Raw genomic sequence first — 16,285 nt, forward strand, 5'->3', positions numbered from 1 at the left:
AAAACCACGAAAATGATCTATCCGAACAAGATCATAAAGTTGCAAGGAACTCCTCAGCCGCTGGATCCACCATGAATACCCATCTGCAGCAATGGCATCCCAGTCGTATACCGGATTCCCCCATAATTGTCCGGTTTCACTGAAGTAGTCCGGGGGAACCCCTGCAACTACTAGAGGAAGTCCGCGTTCATCAAGCTTGAAAATTTCACGATGAACCCAGACGTCAGCTGAGTCGTAAGCAACAAAAATAGGAATATCTCCAAAAATATCAATGCCCAGATCGTTCGCGAAGCGTTTGACCTCACGCCACTGGCGAAAGAACTGCCACTGCATGTACTTCTGAACAAGGATCGATGTTCGAAGCTTGTCGGTATATTCCGCAATGGCAGACGGCAAACGCCGAGCAATTTCCTCAGGCCAATCGCTCCAGCCTGCTCCCTCAAAATGCTCCTTCAGAGCCATGAAAAGCGCATAATCCTCGAGCCAAACATTATCCGCGCAGAAATCTTCAAAGTCTTGTAGGTGATGCGAGTCGGAAGCTTCGATAAACCGCTGAGCAGCCCTGCTCAGCAAGGGATATTTCCAGGCCGCCACAGCAGCATAGTCAACCCGATCTTCACTTGCTAACTGAGGCTGGACAGGTTCTTCGAGATCCCCATCTGCGGCAACTGAATTCAAATCTATCAGGAGCGGGTTACCCGCAAAGGCGGAATAGCATGAGTACGGCGAGTTGCCGTAAGCTGTGGGGCCTAGCGGCAGAACCTGCCAAAGCGACTGCCCTGCCTCGTGAAGGAATTTCAGAAATTTGCGGGTCTCTTCTCCGAGCGTTCCGATGCCTCCGTGTCCGGGCAGGGAAGTTGGATGCATCAGGATGCCGCTCTTTCGTTTCATCTTCATGAATACCTCTCTCTGCAGTAATCTATCCGTCTTGAAAATATTAAAGTGCTCTTGTAAGCAAAACGCCGGTCTCATCTCTCTTTGCGGAGGAAGGGAATTGTGATAATAAAAAATGAAACGACGCAGAATCAGGAGAACCTATGGAAACGGTAAAGACTGCAATGTTCGAAACGCTGATTGAAAGCGCCCAACCAGACGGAATGGGGGGATACGTTTTTACCCTCGAAGGAAAGAGCTACCATATCAAAGATACGCTTGAAATATCCAAGATTGCACAGAACCATGGCTATATCATCATCTACTGATTGGAAGCGATTATGGCGTCTACCCGTGCTCCATCGAGAGTTTCCTCCTGGAGCAGCGCTTCTGCCAGCGCATCGAGCCTTCTTCTGTTCCCCGAAATAATATCGGAGCTGCACTTTTCGGCGTTTGCAATGATTAAAGCTATTTCCTGATCTATGAGCCACGCGGTCTGCTCGGAAAATGTCTTTTCCTCAGCAAGCTTACGTCCGAGAAACGGGTGTTCCTCTCCCCGACTGAACGTCATCGCCCCGACTTTGTCGCTCATCCCCCACTGGCAAACCATTTTTTCCGCCAGGTCCGTCACCGTCTTCAGATCATTTTGTGCTCCGGTCGATAGATCACCGAGAACAAGTCGTTCGGCAACGCGTCCCCCTAGCGCGACGCTAAGTCTCTTCATCAAGTATGACTTCGAGTAATGATATCGATCGTCGTCCGGCAACTGCTGCGTCACACCCAGAGCCATACCCCGGGGAATAATCGTGACTTTGTGAACCGGATCGGTCCCAGGCAACAGCTTTGCAACCAGAGTGTGTCCAGCTTCGTGTAAAGCCGTTATACGCTTCTCCTGGTCGCTGATGAACATGCGCCGCTCTCCACCCATCAATATTTTATCCTTTGCCCTCTCCAGATGATCTGAAGTCACCTTGGGAAGATCCTCCCGTGCCGCAAGTATAGCAGCTTCATTGACTAGGTTCTCGAGTTCCGCACCAGTCATCCCCGGTGTCCCTCTTGCAATGACACTTAAGTCAACCCCCTCGTCAAGCGGTATCTTTCTGGTATGAACCTTGAGGATTTGCTCCCGGTCCCTCCAGTCGGGGCGGTCAATTACGATGTGGCGATCAAACCGTCCTGGACGAAGGAGAGCCTGATCAAGCACGTCTGGACGGTTTGTAGCCGCCAGCACCACCATTTCCTCGTGAGGATCAAAACCATCCATTTCGGAGAGAAGCTGATTGAGTGTCTGCTCCCTCTCGTCATGACCTCCACCGAATCCGGCCCCACGGCTTCTCCCGACTGCATCAAGCTCATCGATAAAGATAATGCTCGGCGCTTCTTTTCTTGCATTTGTAAACAGGTCGCGTACCCTGCTGGCCCCGACTCCAACAAACATTTCGATGAATTGAGATGCAGCTATGCTGAAAAAAGCGACTCCAGCCTCCCCGGCAACTGCCCTTGCAAGAAGGGTCTTCCCGGTCCCCGGGGGGCCGACTAAAAGTACGCCCTTTGGCACCTTACCGCCGATACGCTGAAATTTCTTAGGATTTCGGAGGTAATCCACTACCTCCTTCAACTCTTGTTTCGTATTCTCCATTCCGGCAACATCAGCGAAGGTTACGGTTATCCGTTCAGTGCTGCTGTAAAGCTTGGCACCCGATTTTGCAAAACCGCCAAGCATTGATCCGGGTCCCTGAGACCTCATACCACGCATGGCAAACCACCAGACACCAATAATGAATATCCACGGGAGGAGATAGAGAAGTATGCTGGCAATTGGAGACGTTTCTGTGGGAGTGGCTACAACATCAACCTTTTTTGCCATAAGCTCCTGCATCAACGAGGGGTCCTCCATGGCAGGCACCACGGTGACAAAAGATGTCAATTCACCTTTACCCCCTCCTTGTTGAGCGGGAATGACTGCTGTTTTGGTTTTGAACTCCCCCTTTACTGCAGTTCCCTTAAAAACAACCTTCTTCACATTATCGGCGGAGAGTTCTTGGCGGAAGCGGCTATAGCTGATTTCACCTGACTGGCCTGATGCCTGACGTGAAACGGCACTATAAAATATGTCGAAGACGACAATGAGGATTAACATCACCAACAGCGGCTTCCATATCGATTGCCCCATCTATCCCCCCAAACGCGCTCCAGATACAGTGTACCTACAATCACCTGGTTGACAATAGCAGCTCATGAAGTTGTCTTCCCGAGCCTATATGCCCCAAAACCAAATGAAGCCCCTTTTCCAAGATGAAGATATTCGCCTGCTGTCAAAAAGGGATAAAGGTCATAAAAATCTCCCACTAAGAGCCCACTACCGACAAGGCCAGAAACATTCCTATTCCATCCGCGCCACTTGAAGTCAGACTTTAGCCAGGAGACCTGCGCGCTCTGATCTGCAAGCCACCGAAAATCATAGTTTAGCTGTACACCCCCATAATAATAAGTCAGCGAACTGATGCGTCGCAGCAATGATCTCAAAAACATTGATGCATCAAGATAACGTGATATAGTACCTTTCCGTACAATCCTCAAAGGCGTTAGGAGCGTCAACCGTAAAGGGCTTTCTGGAAATATAACGTTTGCTACAAGGCCCTTAAGGCTCATCACCTGTAGATTGTCCAAGTGCCCTTCTGAAGCCGAAACAGACAGAACCGGATAACGCTCCCCCCGATACCCTGCAGTTTCAACTTTATTGATAGATGCGGCTTTTATCGATGGATGAGGTTCGAGCTGTTCGAGCATACGCTGCATGGCTCGAAGGTATACCGAACAGTCATTAATGGCGTTGCCAACGAGAGTGAGCCCGATCTCAAAGGTGATTCCCCGATTCGGTGCAGGGGGTAGAATGGGCATATCGAAAACGAAGGGAAGAGGAGGTTTCTGATGCTTTCTGACAGCCTCGACATCAGAACTGAGATCCTGAGAGAAGGCCCTGAAATAGGCGCAGTCCGACTTAACGGAACAATGACAGCAATTTTGGAAAGGGCAGCCCGAAAGGCGCCGGAATATTTCCTGGAACTGCTCGCGCATTGAGAACAAGATAAATTGATCTCCCACATTTGTGAGCAGCTCTGCCGTGAGGAACACCTTAACTAACGATAAGTCCATCCCCACCTCTAAAAAAAAAGGGCAGAGAAAAATCTCTGCCCTGATCACATGACAAAAAACGCCTTACTTGAAGATTGCTTTCTGATACTCGCGGTTGAGCTTCGCGATGAACTTTACGTTGATCCCTTTCGGGCATGCAGCTTGGCACTCATAATGATTGGTGCAATTTCCGAAACCGCATTCCTGCATTTCCTGGGTCATGCTCATAACCCGCTGTGCGGCTTCCGGCTTCCCCTGCGGCAACACTGCCAACTGAGCAACCTTAGCGCTCATGAAAAGCATCGCAGAGCCGTTGGGACACGCTGCTACGCATGCGCCACAGCCTATGCATTCTGCGGCATCCATTGCATAATCCGCATCAGGTTTGGAAATCAGCATTGCATTGCCATCAGGAACACCGCCGGTGTGGCACGAGGTGTAGCCTCCTGCTTGAATAATCTTGTCAAGGGCGCCACGGTCAACGGCGAGATCCTTGATAAGCGGAAAAGCTCTGGCCCTCCACGGCTCGATAAAGATACTGTCGCCGTCCTTGAAGGTGCGCATGTGGAGCTGGCATACAGTCGTCCTGTCCTGGCCACCGTGGGGAACCCCGTTAATGACCTGTGAGCACATCCCGCAGATCCCTTCGCGACAATCATGATCGAATGCAATCGGATCCTTACCTTGCTTGATCAGGTCCTCGTTCACCTCATCGAGCATCTCAAGGAATGATTGATCTGGGCTTACGTTGTGAGCGTCGTAGACTTCCAGTTTTCCCGGCTTGTTCGGCCCGCTTTGGCGCCATACGTGTAGTTTCAGGTTCATTATTTATAACTCCTTACCGCCAGATGGACGTTCTCGAACGTTAACGGCTCCTTGTGCAGTTCGGGTTCCGTGCCGACACCCTTGAATTCCCATGCTGCCGCATAGCAGAAGTTCTCGTCGTCGCGCTTTGCCTCTCCATCCGGCATCTGATGCTCGACACGGAAATGCCCGCCGCACGACTCATCTCGATTAAGAGCGTCGCGGGTCAACAGCTCTGCGAACTCAAGGAAGTCAGCTACGCGCCATGCATTCTCCAGCTGCTGGTTGAACTCGGCACCCGAACCTGACACTTTCACGTTCTGCCAGAATTCCTCGCGAAGCTTCGGAATCTCAGCAAGAGCCTGCTTCAGGCTGGACTCGCTCCTGGCCATGCCGACGTTGTTCCACATGATCTTCCCGAGGCTGCGGTGGAAGTCGCTGACGGTGCGCTTGCCGTTGATGGAGATCAGCTTTTTGAGCTCCGCGTTCACATTTTCCACCGACTTCTTGAACTCAGGGTTATCAGCCTTTACCTTGCCAGGAGTGATCTTCGCCAAATAGTTGGCAATGGTGTAGGGAATAACGAAATAGCCGTCGGCGAGACCCTGCATAAGTGCGCTGGCGCCGAGTCGGTTTGCACCGTGAACAGAGAAATTGGCCTCCCCGAGAACGAAAAGCCCCGGGATGTTGCTCTCGCAGTTGTAGTCTACCCAGAGGCCACCCATCGAGTAATGGGGTGCCGGGTACATGCGCATCGGGCGCTTATAGGCGTCCTCGTCGGTGATCTTCTCGTACATCTCGAAGAGATTGCCGTAGCGTTCCTTGATGGTGTGCTCGCCAACGCGCTTGATTGCGGAGGCAAAGTCGAGGTAGACACCACGGCCACCCGGACCTACACCGCGACCGTCGTCGCATTGCTCTTTAGCAGCACGGGAGGCGATGTCGCGAGGAGCAAGATTTCCGAAAGACGGGTACTTCCGCTCGAGGTAGTAGTCGCGGTCATCCTCTGCAATCTCACTCGGGTTTTTACCAAGGTCCTCTTTCTTCTTCGGTACCCAACAACGGCCATCGTTCCGGAGCGACTCGGACATAAGTGTCAGCTTCGACTGATGCTCTCCGCTCTGCGGAATGCAGGTCGGGTGGATCTGCGTGTAGCAGGGGTTGGCGAAGAACGCGCCTTTCTTGTGTGCACGCCATGCAGCGGTAACGCTGCATCCCATTGCGTTAGTGGACAGGTAGAAGACGTTGACGTATCCGCCTGTGCAGAGCACGACTGCATCCCCGACATGCGTGCGGATCTCGCCGGTAACGAGATCGCGGACAGTTATTCCCTTTGCCTCGCCGTCGACCACAACAAGGTCGAGCATCTCTGCGCGGGGGAAGAGCTTCACAGTTCCTGCCTTCACCTGGCGGGAAAGAGCAGAATAAGCGCCCAAGAGGAGCTGCTGCCCAGTTTGGCCACGGGCATAGAAGGTACGGGAGACCTGCGCGCCGCCGAAGGAGCGGTTATCTAGATAACCCGCATAGTCGCGTGCAAAAGGAACGCCCTGAGCCACGCACTGATCGATTATGTTGTTGCTCACCTGAGCGAGGCGCCAGACGTCTGCTTCACGGGCACGGAAGTCGCCCCCCTTGATGGTATCGTAGAACAGCCGGTAGATGCTGTCACCGTCGTTCGGGTAGTTCTTGGAGGCGTTGATCCCACCCTGTGCAGCAATACTGTGCGCACGGCGGGCGCTATCCTGGTAGCAGAAAGCTTCGACATTATAGCCGAGCTCGCCAAGGCTAGCAGCAGCAGCACCACCTGCCAAACCGGTTCCCACTACGAGGATCTTGTACTTCCGCTTGTTCGCGGGATTAACCAGCTTCATTTCGAAGCGGTGCTTGTCCCACGTTTTTTCGATCGGTCCTTTTGGACATTTTCCGTCGAGTATCACTATAACCCCCTAACCTTTCAGTATGCCGGCGAAGATAAAAATTGGAATTGACGAGTATCCTAAGAGGAAAATGATGGAAAGCACCTTGCCGAGTTTCTGGAATGCCGGCTGTGCCTTCTCGTTGCTCCACCCCATCGTCTGAAAGAAGCTCTGGATGCCGTGGCTGAGGTGGAAGAAAAGAACAACCATCGCCGCAACGTATATCAGGGCAATACCCCCCATCTGGAAGCTGTTGGTCACCATACGGAATACGTCGAAACGACCCTGTGCATCTACCCCTTGGATGATATCGGGAGTTACTCGAGCTGTGAAATGTAGAACATGATAGACAATAAACCCTAGAAGAAGAACACCGGTCCAAATCATGTTTTCACTAGAAAAGTTCGCCTTGATCCGGCTTTTTACAGCATAAGCGTCCGGATTGGCAGCGCTGTTCTCCAGCGTCAACTGTATCCCGAAGAATACGTGAACAGTCAGAAGGGCGAGCATCGCCAGGCGGAAAACCCAAACAAGCGGCCCAAGATCGTGGAGGTGTTTTGCGTAAGAGTTGATGCCGTCAGGCCCGATGAAGATAGAGGAGTTACCGAGCAGATGAACAATAACGAAAAGCACCATGAGCTGGCCTGTAATTGCCATCAGAATCTTACGTCCTACCGTGTGTTGAAGTAGTTGCATAATGTCATCCCTTTACTGTTATTTGCGCATTACCCACAAGGGCAATCCGTACGCCTTGAATGACTACCGTCGGTAAAAACCCTTTGGGGCACCGACTCCGGGGGGCATGGGCAGGGGGCCCGCGCCAACTGGCAAATGTTTGCATTGTCTTCACTCCTTGGGAAAGCGTTATTACTATCGGAATCAGCTTTGTTAGCCAAACAATGCTTAAACATTAGACATTTCCAATTTAGGGAATTGTATACTGTATACTAAACGTCGTTTTAGCAAAATGCAACAATAAATTGATCTTGGTTAACCATAAATATGGCTCTAGCGCGCTAGAGACGGCCAGCTCCAAAACCACTATGCTTCAGGTGACGTATATTCCGCCTGCAATTTTAGACATACAATGCTATAGTGCCTGCCATGAAATTCAAACTACTCCAGAAGGACAAAAAGACAGCCGCTCGGCGCGGAACACTGACTACACCCCATGGCACTATTGAGACGCCTATCTTCATGCCTGTAGCTACACATGCCGCCATGAAGGCAATGACCCCTGTTCAGGTAGTGGCTACAGGAGCTCAGATCATCCTCAGCAATACTTACCACCTTCACTTGCGCCCTGGCGAGTCACTCGTCAAGAAGGCTGAAGGTTTACACAAGTTTATGGGCTGGGATAAGCCAATCCTCACAGACTCAGGTGGTTTCCAGGTTTTCTCTCTACCGAACAAGCGGATCACGGAGGAAGGTGTTTTCTTTAGACATGAGGTTACGGGAGAAGAAGTTTTTCTTGATCCTGCCAGTGCAATGAAGATTCAGGAGGATTTGGGAGCAGACATCATCATGGCCTTCGACGAATGCATCCCATATCCCTGCGATCGAACCTACGCTGAGCGCTCTACACGCAAGACCATTCGTTGGGCAAAACAGTGCAAGGAATCTCATCAGAGCCAGAGCCAAGCACTATTCGGAATAATACAGGGTAGCGTCTTTGAGGACCTCCGTGTGTTGTGCGCACGGGAACTTGTAAGGCTCGATCTTCCAGGATACGCAATAGGGGGCGTAAGTGTAGGAGAAGGGCTGGAACTGTTAAAGCAGGTTGTCAGTGTCACCGCCCCCCATCTTCCTGAAGACAAACCTCGGTATCTCATGGGCGTGGGACTTCCCGAAGACATTCTGGAGAGCGTCGAACGTGGAATGGATATGTTCGACTGCGTAATTCCTACTCGATATGCCCGGAGCGCCACGCTATTCACTAACCGTGGTAGAATCAGGCTGACCAACAAAAAATACCGTCGTGATTTCTATCCCATTGACCCGAACTGCGGCTGTTACACTTGCCAAACCTTCACAAGGGCCTACCTCCACCACCTCTTCGTTGCCAATGAGGTTCTTTCCGCCATACTGGCAAGCATTCATAACGTCACCTTTTACCTTACTATGATGCAAGGCATTCGCAACGCCATCGAAGAGCAGCGCTTCTCCGAATACAAGCGTTCCTTCCTAGAGTCATATCTTGCAGGAGAGCATAAAGCGTAGAAGATGCGAAAACCTAGATGGAGTCAAGAATGAATGAAAATACAAATTTCTACCGGCTAGTTGAAATAATGAGACTTCTCCGAAGTCCCGGTGGATGCCCTTGGGATGCAGAGCAAACTCACGAGAGCCTTAAAAGGTATCTTGTCGAAGAAACTTACGAGGTGATTGAAGCGATAGATTCAGGCAATCCAGAGCAACTTAAGGAGGAGCTGGGTGACCTGATGCTTCAGCCTGTGTTTCATGCTGCCATCGCTGCAGAAAAGGACATTTTTACGATCGAGGATGTAATCGAGACAATCTGCGAAAAGCTCATTCGGCGCCACCCACACGTATTCGGTGATCTTAAGATTGGAAGCAGCGCCGCTCAGATAGAAAACTGGGAGAGGATAAAAGAAGCAGAAAAAGGAGGAGAAAAAAGGTCTGCCCTTTCAGGAGTTCCTCCCGGCCTCCCTGCCCTGCTGAAAGCGCAAAAGATATCAGAAAAAGCGGCACGTGCTGGCTTTGACTGGGATGAAACAGATCAGGTCATTGCCAAAGTACACGAGGAGCTACATGAGTTGATGGAAGCAATTTCTCAAGCGGACCATTCCATGATCGAGGCAGAACTGGGCGATCTTCTATTCGCAGTCGTAAATCTTGGAAGATTCCTTTCACTCGACCCGGAAAGTGCGTTAACGAGTACAATCAGCCGCTTCGTGCGGCGTTTTTCCTATATAGAGCAAATGCTTGAGACACGGGGCATCGACCTGAAAGAAGCATCCCTTGAAGAGATGGAGATTCTCTGGGTGGAAGCGAAGCTGGCAGAGAAAGGCTGATGATCTATAGCGTCATCATCGCGCAAGACTCCATTTTAAAGCCCATAATAAAAGAGGCTCTATCCGTATGAATAGAGCCTCTAACTGCGGGAAGCCAAGCAGGTTAATCCGCTTTAGCCTCACATTGCTCTTCAGCTTCTACAACTTTGGACACAACCTCGGGCGCCTCCGCTGTAGCCAAATCGGCGTTAGCCACAGGCTCTGCAGAAGCAACGGCAGCTTTGGCCACAGTCTCAGCTTTTTGCGTCTTGGCAGATGAAGCTTTCTTCGGCACTGGTTTTTTAGCCAGCTTTTTTTCTACCTGCTCTTCGACAAGCTCAATGATTGACAGTGGAGCGTTATCCCCCGGGCGTATGCCCAGTTTTATAATACGGGTGTATCCTCCCGGACGCTCCTTGTAACGCGGCGCAATAGTGGTAAAAAGCTTGGTGACAACTTTTTTGTCGCGGATGTAGGATGCAGCCTGGCGCATAGCGTGGAGATCCCCACGCTTCCCTAGAGTGATCATCTTTTCGGCTATTGAACGCAGCTCCTTTGCCTTCGCATCGGTCGTCGTAATCTTCTCATGGTTGAGAAACGAAGTGACCATGTTCCTGAACATGGCAACCCTGTGACTTGTGGTTCTCCCCAACCTTCTTCCCGCTTTGTTATGTTGCATGACCCCTGGTTCCTTTCTTCAGCCCTAGCGGATTATTCTTCTTCCTTGCGCTCACCGCGAATCCTGCGCATAATCTCGGGATCCGGGAAACCTTCCAGCTTCATCCCGAGAGAAAGGCCCATTTCGCCAAGGATATCTTTGATTTCGTTGAGTGACTTTCTGCCGAAATTTTGTGTCTTCAGCATTTCAGCTTCGGTGCGCGAAACCAACTCACCGATTAATTTAATGCCTGCGTTCTTGAGGCAGTTGGCAGATCGAACTGACAATTCCAATTCATCAACAGAACGGTAGAGATTCTCATTGAATTTTTCCCGTTCCTCTTCCGGCTCCGCCTCTTCGACCAGCTCGGTCTCCTCATCAAAGTTGATGAAGATTGTTAGCTGCTCTTTGAGAATTTTGGCCCCATAGGCAACAGCATCCTCCGGCCGGACGCTGCCGTCGGTCCAGACCTCCAGCGTCAGCTTGTCGTAGTCGGTTATCTGTCCCACACGAGCATTAGCCACGACGAAATTGACTTTGTGGATTGGAGAGAAAATAGAATCTATCGGGATAGTACCAACCGGAGCTTTCTCGTCGCGGTTACGGTCTGCAGGCACATACCCTTTCCCCATCTTCACGACCATCTCTACCTCAAGGTTGGCATCCTTGGAACATGTGGCTATATGATGATCGGGATTTAGTATCTCTACATTTGGGTCCGTGAGTATATCTCCAGCTTTGATAACTCCCTCACCACGATGAACTATCCTGATGATGCGCGGATCATTACCGTGCATCTTAAGCCGAACGCCTTTCAAATTAAGGATGATATCAGTTACATCCTCAGTTACTCCAGGGATGGCAGAGAATTCATGCAGCACGCCCTTTATTTTAACGGAAGTAATGGCAGCACCCTGCAAAGACGAAAGAAGAACCCTACGAAGGGAATTCCCCAGTGTAGTGCCAAATCCCCTTTCGAAAGGTTCAGCGAAAAACTTGCCGTACGTATCCGTTAACGATTCCGTCTCAGCCTGAAGTTTTTTGGGTCTGATCAGGTCGCGCCAGTTTTTATACATGTATTTCCTCCCTCAGGGGGTGTTGTCATCTGTTACTTCGAGTAGAGTTCGACGATAAGCTGCTCCTGAATCGGCATGGTGATATCTTCCCTTACCGGAAGCGCTTTGATGGAACCCCGATATGCGTCCTTTTGCAGCTCAAGCCACTGGGGAACGCCACGACGAACAACCCCTTCCAAGGACTCATTGATGGCAACAATTTTGCGACTTTTTTCCCGCAGCTCAACAACATCACCTGGACGCACGAGCATCGAAGGAATGGTGGCCTTTCTACCATTGAGGGTGAAATGACCGTGCTTCACTAGTTGGCGGGCTTCAGCGCGAGACGATGCAAAGCCGAGTCTGTAAACAATATTATCCATGCGGCGTTCAAGTAGAGACAGCAGATTCTCGCCGGTGACACCTTTCATGCGATCAGCTTCAGCAAAGTACCCGCGGAACTGCTTCTCAAGAATCCCATAGATCCGACGCACCTTCTGCTTCTCACGAAGCTGAACGCCATAATCGGTAACCTTAGCCCGTCCCTGTCCATGCTGCCCGGGGGCGTAGTTTCTACGCTTGATGGCACATTTGTCGGTGTAGCAACGCTCACCCTTCAGGAACAACTCCATGTTCTGCCTCCTGCACAACCTGCAGGAAGGTCCTGTATATTTAGCCAATTACGACCTCCTTTACTCTATGTTCCAGGGAATCAGACTCTTCTACGTTTTGGCGGACGGCAGCCGTTATGAGGGATAGGGGTAACGTCGCGGATAAATGTCACGTTGAACCCTGCTGCCTGTAATGCCCGCAACGCGGATTCACGACCAGACCCTGGCCCCTTTACGTAGACCTCAACACTGCGCATTCCATGCTCCTGGGCCTTTTTGGCACAGTCCTCGGCGGCAATCTGAGCGGCAAAGGGAGTACTCTTCCGAGAACCTTTGAATCCCTTACATCCGGAGGACGACCACGCAACGACGTTTCCGACGGGGTCGGTAATAGTGATCATCGTATTGTTGAAGGTAGCCTGAATATGCGCCACACCGGTGGGAATGTTTTTGCGCTCTTTTTTCTTTTTAACGATCTTCTTAGCCGGACTTGCCATTATTCCTCCAGGTTTCTATAAACTATTTCTTTTTACCAGCCACTGTGCGGGCCGGCCCTTTTCTGGTCCGCGCGTTGGTTTTGGTTCTCTGTCCACGTACAGGCAGACCTTTGCGATGCCGCAAACCACGATAACAACCAAGGTCCATAAGACGCTTGATATTCATCGAAATATCCCTGCGCAGGTCACCTTCAACCTTATGATTTTTATCGATGTTGTCACGAATACGCGCAACTTCGGCCTCTGTCAAATTGTCGGTCCTCGTATTATGATCGATCCCACATTCCGCAAGTATTTTCTGGGAGGTGGATCTACCAATCCCGAAGATGTAGGTAAGCGCTATCTCAACCCGCTTATTCCTTGGTAAGTCTATGCCAGCGATGCGTGCCAATGCCGTTCCTCCTGATGGTTGCTATTAACCTTGTCTCTGACTGTGTTTCGGAGTGTCGCAGATAACCCGCACGACGCCCTTGCGCTTGATGATCTTACATTTGACGCAAATCTTTTTGACTGATGCTCGTACCTTCATGACTCCCTCTCAATCCGAATATTTACAATTTCGTGAGTATCTCTGGTCCGTGCTCAGTCACGGCGACAGTATGCTCGAAATGCGCAGACAACCCACCATCACACGTAACAGCTGTCCACCCATCATCTAAAACCTTCACTTCAGAACCTTTCTCGTTAATCATAGGCTCTATCGCGAAGACCATACCAGGTTTCAGGCGAACGCCTTTTCCAGGAAGACCAAAATTAGGAATTTGCGGGCTCTCATGCAGCTCCTTCCCAATCCCGTGCCCGACAAAATCTCGAACCACAGAGAAGCCATGCGCCTCGACATAACTCTGGACGGCGTAGGATATATCGGACAGACGGTTGCCGGGTTTTGCAGCGGCTACAGCGGCGTCCAGAGACTCCTCTGTCACCTTCATGAGGAGCGTAGCCTTTTCGGTAACGTTTCCTATCGGCAATGTGATTGCCGCATCACCGTAAAAACCGTCAAAAACGACACCGAAATCTATACTCAGAATATCTCCGGAAGCCAGCAAATGATTGTTTGGCATCCCGTGAACCACTTGATCGTTTAAGGAGCAGCAAAGAGCAAAAGGATACCCACTGTACCCCTTAAAGGCAGGAATCGCCTTATGGCGCCTCGCCTCCCGCTCGGCCAGATCATTAAGCTCAAGTGTACTTATGCCAGGTTTTGCCTTTTCCCTGAGGACCTGAAGGGTCTCAGCAACTATTCTACACGGAATTTTCATCCTCTTAATCTCATCCGGAGATTTAAGAATGATCACGTGTTGCGCCCCTTGCCCTCTACTATACCCACAATCTCGCTTTGTATATCTTCTATTGAGCCCGTTCCCTGTACATTGCGCAGAAGGGACTCCTGACCGTAATAGGTTATAAGGGGTGCCGTCTGCTCCTCATACACCTCAAGCCTCTTACGTATTGTCTCTTCACGGTCGTCATCCCGCTGATAAAGCTCCCCTCCGCACTCGCCGCAACGATCGGGAACCTCAGGAGGATCGAAAGCTATATGGTACCCTTTCCCACAGGAACGACAGGTTCTTCTTCCAGTAATGCGGGAAAGCAGTTCCTCCTTATCTACAGATATTGAAATGACATGCTCGATGCTTTTCCCGGTCCGAAGAAGCACCTGCTTAAGCGCATCTGCTTGCTCAACGTTCCGAGGAAACCCGTCAAGTATAAATCCGCTAGAACAGTCCGGCTTAACGAGTCGCTCTTCAACAATGCCTATAACAACACTATCGGGGACCAGCGCGCCTTCGTCCATAAACTTTTTCGCTTGGATGCCCATAGGAGTTTGTTCTTTTACAGCGGCGCGCAGAATATCACCGGTAGATATCTGCGGAATCCCAAACCTCTTCGTCAGAATTTTAGCCTGGGTTCCCTTCCCTGCACCAGGAGGACCAAGAAGAATGCAGTTACACACTAACGCCTCCCCTTGATCTTCACGCCCTTCATAAACCCTTCATAACTACGAGTTATGAGGTGCGACTCAATCTGCGCAACCGTGTCCATCCCTACGCCTACAGCAATAAGGAGTGCAGTGCCACCGAAATAGAAGGGAAGATTGAACTTCCCAATTAAAATAGACGGCAGAACACACACCACCGATATGTAAATTGCGCCTGCAAAGGTTAACTTCGTCAAGACCCTATCAAGAAAATCCGAGGTTTCCTTGCCAGGGCGGATGCCTGGTATATAGCCACCATGCTTCTTCACATTTTCAGCTACGTCTACTGGATTAAAAGTTACAGCCGTGTAGAAGTAGCAGAAAAACACGATGAAGGCAACATAAAAAACATTGTACAGCCACGCACCAGGCGTCAAGCTCTTAGCTGCTGTCTGTACCCATGGAATGTTAATAAAATTTCCAATCGTGGCCGGAAAAGCGATGATCGAAGACGCAAAAATAGGAGGGATTACCCCCGCCATATTGACCTTCAGGGGCAGATGAGAAGTTTGAGCCCCGTAAGTTTTTAAACCTACAACACGCTTAGCGTAATGTATGGGAAGACGGCGCTGCCCACGCTCTACGAAAACTATACCTGCTACGACTGCAAACATTAGTGCCAATACGAAGAGAAGTACAAACAATGAGAGTTGCCCCGCCGAGAGAAGGCGGAAGCTGTTTCCTATAGCTGTCGGGATCCGCGCGACAATACCCGCAAAAATTATAAGGGAAATCCCGTTGCCGATACCCTTTTCGGACATCTGCTCGCCAAGCCACATGATGAATGCAGTTCCGGCAGTGAGCGTGATTACAGTCATGAGACGGAATCCCCACCCCGGATTCGGAACAACCAGCTCGCCAGCAGGGCCCCGCATGCTTTCCAGGCCAATACTGATCCCAAGCGCCTGCACAACACTAAGGACCACTGTGCCATATCTGGTGTACTGAATGATCTTCTTTCTACCACTCTCACCTTCCTTTGACAGCTTCTCAATCGCAGGGACAACAACGGTAAGAAGCTGGAAGATGATAGAAGAAGAGATGTAGGGCATAATTCCAAGCGCAAAAACGGTCAGCCGTTCAAGTGCACCGCCTGAGAACATGTCGAACAAACCGAGCAGGGTGCCCTGTGCCTGTTTGAAAAAATGGGCGAGCGCCTGTCCGTCAATGCCTGGTGTAGGTATATGACATCCTATCCTATACACTGCCAGCATGCTCAGCGAAAACAGGACCCGTTTTTTCAGCTCGGGAATCTTGACGATGTTCTGGAAGGCTTCGAGCAAACTATATCTCCTCGACGGTTCCGCCTGCGGCAGCTATCTTCTCACGGGCGGTGGCGCTGAACTTGTGAGCCTTGACTGTAAGTGCCTTAGTAAGTTCCCCTTTGGCTAGCACCTTGATTCCGTCACCGATCCTCTTTATGAGGCCGGCTTCTATGAGTGCCCCGGCATCTATCTTGCTGCCGCTCTCGAAAATGTCCAGTTGCCCCAAGTTAACGAGCGAATATTCCTTGCGGGCCAGTGGATTGAAGCCCCTTTTCGGAAGACGGCGCTGCATGGGCATTTGACCACCCTCGAACCCAGGCTTGACGCTGCCGCCGCTACGGGCTTTTTGTCCCTTATGACCCTTTGTAGCAGTCTTGCCGTGACCGGAACCAGTACCCCTGCCGATGCGTTTTCTGTTTTTAGATGCTCCTGCTGCCGGTTTAATGCTGTTGAGTTCCATTTATTTGCACCTCAAG

The 16,285-nt window shown here is 50.8% G+C and carries 19 protein-coding genes (1 of these 19 only partly in view); 3 read left to right on the plus strand and 16 right to left on the minus strand.

What is annotated here, in order from left to right:
- A protein-coding gene (malQ, locus tag CFB04_RS09230) for a 4-alpha-glucanotransferase (protein WP_088534998.1) crosses the window boundary here: on the minus strand, positions 1-972 show its 5' portion. The gene continues 594 nt to the left of window position 1, outside the view; only the first 972 of its 1,566 coding nucleotides appear in the window; the start codon lies at positions 970-972; its stop codon lies off the left edge, out of view.
- Positions 973-1,037: 65 nt separating this feature from the next.
- Between malQ and CFB04_RS18085 the strand changes: the two genes are divergently transcribed.
- Positions 1,038-1,202 carry a hypothetical protein gene (locus tag CFB04_RS18085; RefSeq protein ID WP_088534999.1) on the plus strand — a complete coding sequence of 55 codons (165 nt, stop codon included), beginning with the start codon at positions 1,038-1,040 and terminating at the stop codon, positions 1,200-1,202.
- Here the strand turns inward: CFB04_RS18085 and ftsH are convergent.
- The 5 genes from ftsH to CFB04_RS09260 all read right to left on the minus strand — a co-directional run bounded on the left by ftsH (position 1,196) and on the right by CFB04_RS09260 (position 7,424).
- The gene (ftsH, locus tag CFB04_RS09240) at positions 1,196-3,046 is read right to left on the minus strand and encodes an ATP-dependent zinc metalloprotease FtsH (RefSeq protein WP_088535000.1); all 1,851 of its coding nucleotides are present in this window, start codon (positions 3,044-3,046) and stop codon (positions 1,196-1,198) included. The two genes, CFB04_RS18085 and ftsH, sit on opposite strands and share 7 nt — an antisense overlap.
- A 62-nt stretch (positions 3,047-3,108) precedes the next feature.
- The gene (cas6, locus tag CFB04_RS09245) at positions 3,109-4,029 is read right to left on the minus strand and encodes a CRISPR system precrRNA processing endoribonuclease RAMP protein Cas6 (RefSeq protein WP_088535001.1); all 921 of its coding nucleotides are present in this window, start codon (positions 4,027-4,029) and stop codon (positions 3,109-3,111) included.
- A gap of 63 nt (positions 4,030-4,092) precedes the next feature.
- Complete coding sequence (locus tag CFB04_RS09250) at positions 4,093-4,833, minus strand: succinate dehydrogenase/fumarate reductase iron-sulfur subunit (RefSeq protein WP_088535002.1); 741 nt, start codon at positions 4,831-4,833, stop codon at positions 4,093-4,095.
- A complete protein-coding gene (locus CFB04_RS09255; RefSeq protein ID WP_088535003.1) occupies positions 4,833-6,749 on the minus strand; it encodes a fumarate reductase/succinate dehydrogenase flavoprotein subunit in 1,917 nt (638 codons plus the stop codon). The genes CFB04_RS09250 and CFB04_RS09255 overlap by 1 nt, the downstream gene beginning before the upstream one ends.
- Before the next feature lie 9 nt (positions 6,750-6,758).
- A complete protein-coding gene (locus CFB04_RS09260) occupies positions 6,759-7,424 on the minus strand; it encodes a succinate dehydrogenase cytochrome b subunit (RefSeq protein ID WP_088535004.1) in 666 nt (221 codons plus the stop codon).
- A 408-nt stretch (positions 7,425-7,832) separates the two neighbouring features.
- Between CFB04_RS09260 and tgt the strand changes: the two genes are divergently transcribed.
- Both tgt and mazG read left to right on the plus strand, forming a co-directional pair.
- The gene (tgt, locus tag CFB04_RS09265; RefSeq protein ID WP_088535005.1) at positions 7,833-8,948 is read left to right on the plus strand and encodes a tRNA guanosine(34) transglycosylase Tgt; all 1,116 of its coding nucleotides are present in this window, start codon (positions 7,833-7,835) and stop codon (positions 8,946-8,948) included.
- Between the two features lie 29 nt (positions 8,949-8,977).
- Positions 8,978-9,763: a nucleoside triphosphate pyrophosphohydrolase gene (gene mazG, locus CFB04_RS09270; protein WP_231934146.1), complete on the plus strand. Its 786-nt coding sequence runs from the start codon at positions 8,978-8,980 to the stop codon at positions 9,761-9,763.
- Between the two features lie 103 nt (positions 9,764-9,866).
- Here mazG and rplQ read toward each other — a convergent pair whose 3' ends face one another.
- From rplQ to rplO, 10 genes are read right to left on the minus strand one after another with little or no spacing between them, the layout of a single operon-like run.
- A complete protein-coding gene (gene rplQ / locus CFB04_RS09275; RefSeq protein WP_088535007.1) occupies positions 9,867-10,421 on the minus strand; it encodes a 50S ribosomal protein L17 in 555 nt (184 codons plus the stop codon).
- A gap of 32 nt (positions 10,422-10,453) precedes the next feature.
- Positions 10,454-11,476, minus strand: a complete 1,023-nt coding sequence (locus CFB04_RS09280; protein ID WP_088535008.1) for a DNA-directed RNA polymerase subunit alpha — start codon at positions 11,474-11,476, stop codon at positions 10,454-10,456.
- Positions 11,477-11,508: 32 nt separating this feature from the next.
- Positions 11,509-12,135 carry a 30S ribosomal protein S4 gene (gene rpsD / locus CFB04_RS09285; RefSeq protein WP_088535009.1) on the minus strand — a complete coding sequence of 209 codons (627 nt, stop codon included), beginning with the start codon at positions 12,133-12,135 and terminating at the stop codon, positions 11,509-11,511.
- 32 nt (positions 12,136-12,167) lie between these two features.
- Positions 12,168-12,563: a 30S ribosomal protein S11 gene (rpsK, locus tag CFB04_RS09290; protein ID WP_088535010.1), complete on the minus strand. Its 396-nt coding sequence runs from the start codon at positions 12,561-12,563 to the stop codon at positions 12,168-12,170.
- 22 nt (positions 12,564-12,585) lie between these two features.
- Positions 12,586-12,954 (minus strand): 30S ribosomal protein S13, encoded by a 369-nt coding sequence (gene rpsM, locus CFB04_RS09295; RefSeq protein WP_088535011.1) that lies wholly within the window; start codon positions 12,952-12,954, stop codon positions 12,586-12,588.
- 24 nt (positions 12,955-12,978) lie between these two features.
- On the minus strand, positions 12,979-13,092 hold the full coding sequence (gene rpmJ / locus CFB04_RS09300) for a 50S ribosomal protein L36 (RefSeq protein ID WP_088535012.1): 114 nt from the start codon (positions 13,090-13,092) through the stop codon (positions 12,979-12,981).
- Positions 13,093-13,114: 22 nt separating this feature from the next.
- Complete coding sequence (map, locus tag CFB04_RS09305) at positions 13,115-13,861, minus strand: type I methionyl aminopeptidase (RefSeq protein WP_088535013.1); 747 nt, start codon at positions 13,859-13,861, stop codon at positions 13,115-13,117.
- On the minus strand, positions 13,858-14,520 hold the full coding sequence (locus tag CFB04_RS09310; RefSeq protein ID WP_088535014.1) for an adenylate kinase: 663 nt from the start codon (positions 14,518-14,520) through the stop codon (positions 13,858-13,860). The genes map and CFB04_RS09310 overlap by 4 nt, the downstream gene beginning before the upstream one ends.
- Positions 14,520-15,827 (minus strand): preprotein translocase subunit SecY, encoded by a 1,308-nt coding sequence (secY, locus tag CFB04_RS09315; RefSeq protein WP_088535015.1) that lies wholly within the window; start codon positions 15,825-15,827, stop codon positions 14,520-14,522. The genes CFB04_RS09310 and secY overlap by 1 nt, the downstream gene beginning before the upstream one ends.
- A gap of 1 nt (position 15,828) precedes the next feature.
- Entirely contained in the window at positions 15,829-16,269 is a 441-nt protein-coding gene (gene rplO, locus CFB04_RS09320) for a 50S ribosomal protein L15 (protein WP_088535016.1), read from the minus strand.
- Positions 16,270-16,285 lie beyond the last annotated feature (16 nt).

Source organism: Geobacter sp. DSM 9736, assembly GCF_900187405.1.
Taxonomy (GTDB): Bacteria; Desulfobacterota; Desulfuromonadia; order Geobacterales; family Geobacteraceae; genus DSM-9736.

What these genes read in the sequence shown, in the direction of transcription:
- CFB04_RS09250 (WP_088535002.1), bottom strand. Translation starts at nt 4,833, where the DNA reads ATGAACCTGAAACTACACGTATGGCGCCAAAGCGGGCCGAACAAGCCG.
- CFB04_RS18085 (WP_088534999.1), top strand. Translation starts at nt 1,038, where the DNA reads ATGGAAACGGTAAAGACTGCAATGTTCGAAACGCTGATTGAAAGCGCC.
- CFB04_RS09260 (WP_088535004.1), bottom strand. Translation starts at nt 7,424, where the DNA reads ATGCAACTACTTCAACACACGGTAGGACGTAAGATTCTGATGGCAATT.
- ftsH (WP_088535000.1), bottom strand. Translation starts at nt 3,046, where the DNA reads ATGGGGCAATCGATATGGAAGCCGCTGTTGGTGATGTTAATCCTCATT.
- rplO (WP_088535016.1), bottom strand. Translation starts at nt 16,269, where the DNA reads ATGGAACTCAACAGCATTAAACCGGCAGCAGGAGCATCTAAAAACAGA.
- rpmJ (WP_088535012.1), bottom strand. Translation starts at nt 13,092, where the DNA reads ATGAAGGTACGAGCATCAGTCAAAAAGATTTGCGTCAAATGTAAGATC.
- CFB04_RS09280 (WP_088535008.1), bottom strand. Translation starts at nt 11,476, where the DNA reads ATGTATAAAAACTGGCGCGACCTGATCAGACCCAAAAAACTTCAGGCT.
- rplQ (WP_088535007.1), bottom strand. Translation starts at nt 10,421, where the DNA reads ATGCAACATAACAAAGCGGGAAGAAGGTTGGGGAGAACCACAAGTCAC.
- rpsK (WP_088535010.1), bottom strand. Translation starts at nt 12,563, where the DNA reads ATGGCAAGTCCGGCTAAGAAGATCGTTAAAAAGAAAAAAGAGCGCAAA.
- cas6 (WP_088535001.1), bottom strand. Translation starts at nt 4,029, where the DNA reads ATGGACTTATCGTTAGTTAAGGTGTTCCTCACGGCAGAGCTGCTCACA.
- mazG (WP_231934146.1), top strand. Translation starts at nt 8,978, where the DNA reads ATGAATGAAAATACAAATTTCTACCGGCTAGTTGAAATAATGAGACTT.
- tgt (WP_088535005.1), top strand. Translation starts at nt 7,833, where the DNA reads ATGAAATTCAAACTACTCCAGAAGGACAAAAAGACAGCCGCTCGGCGC.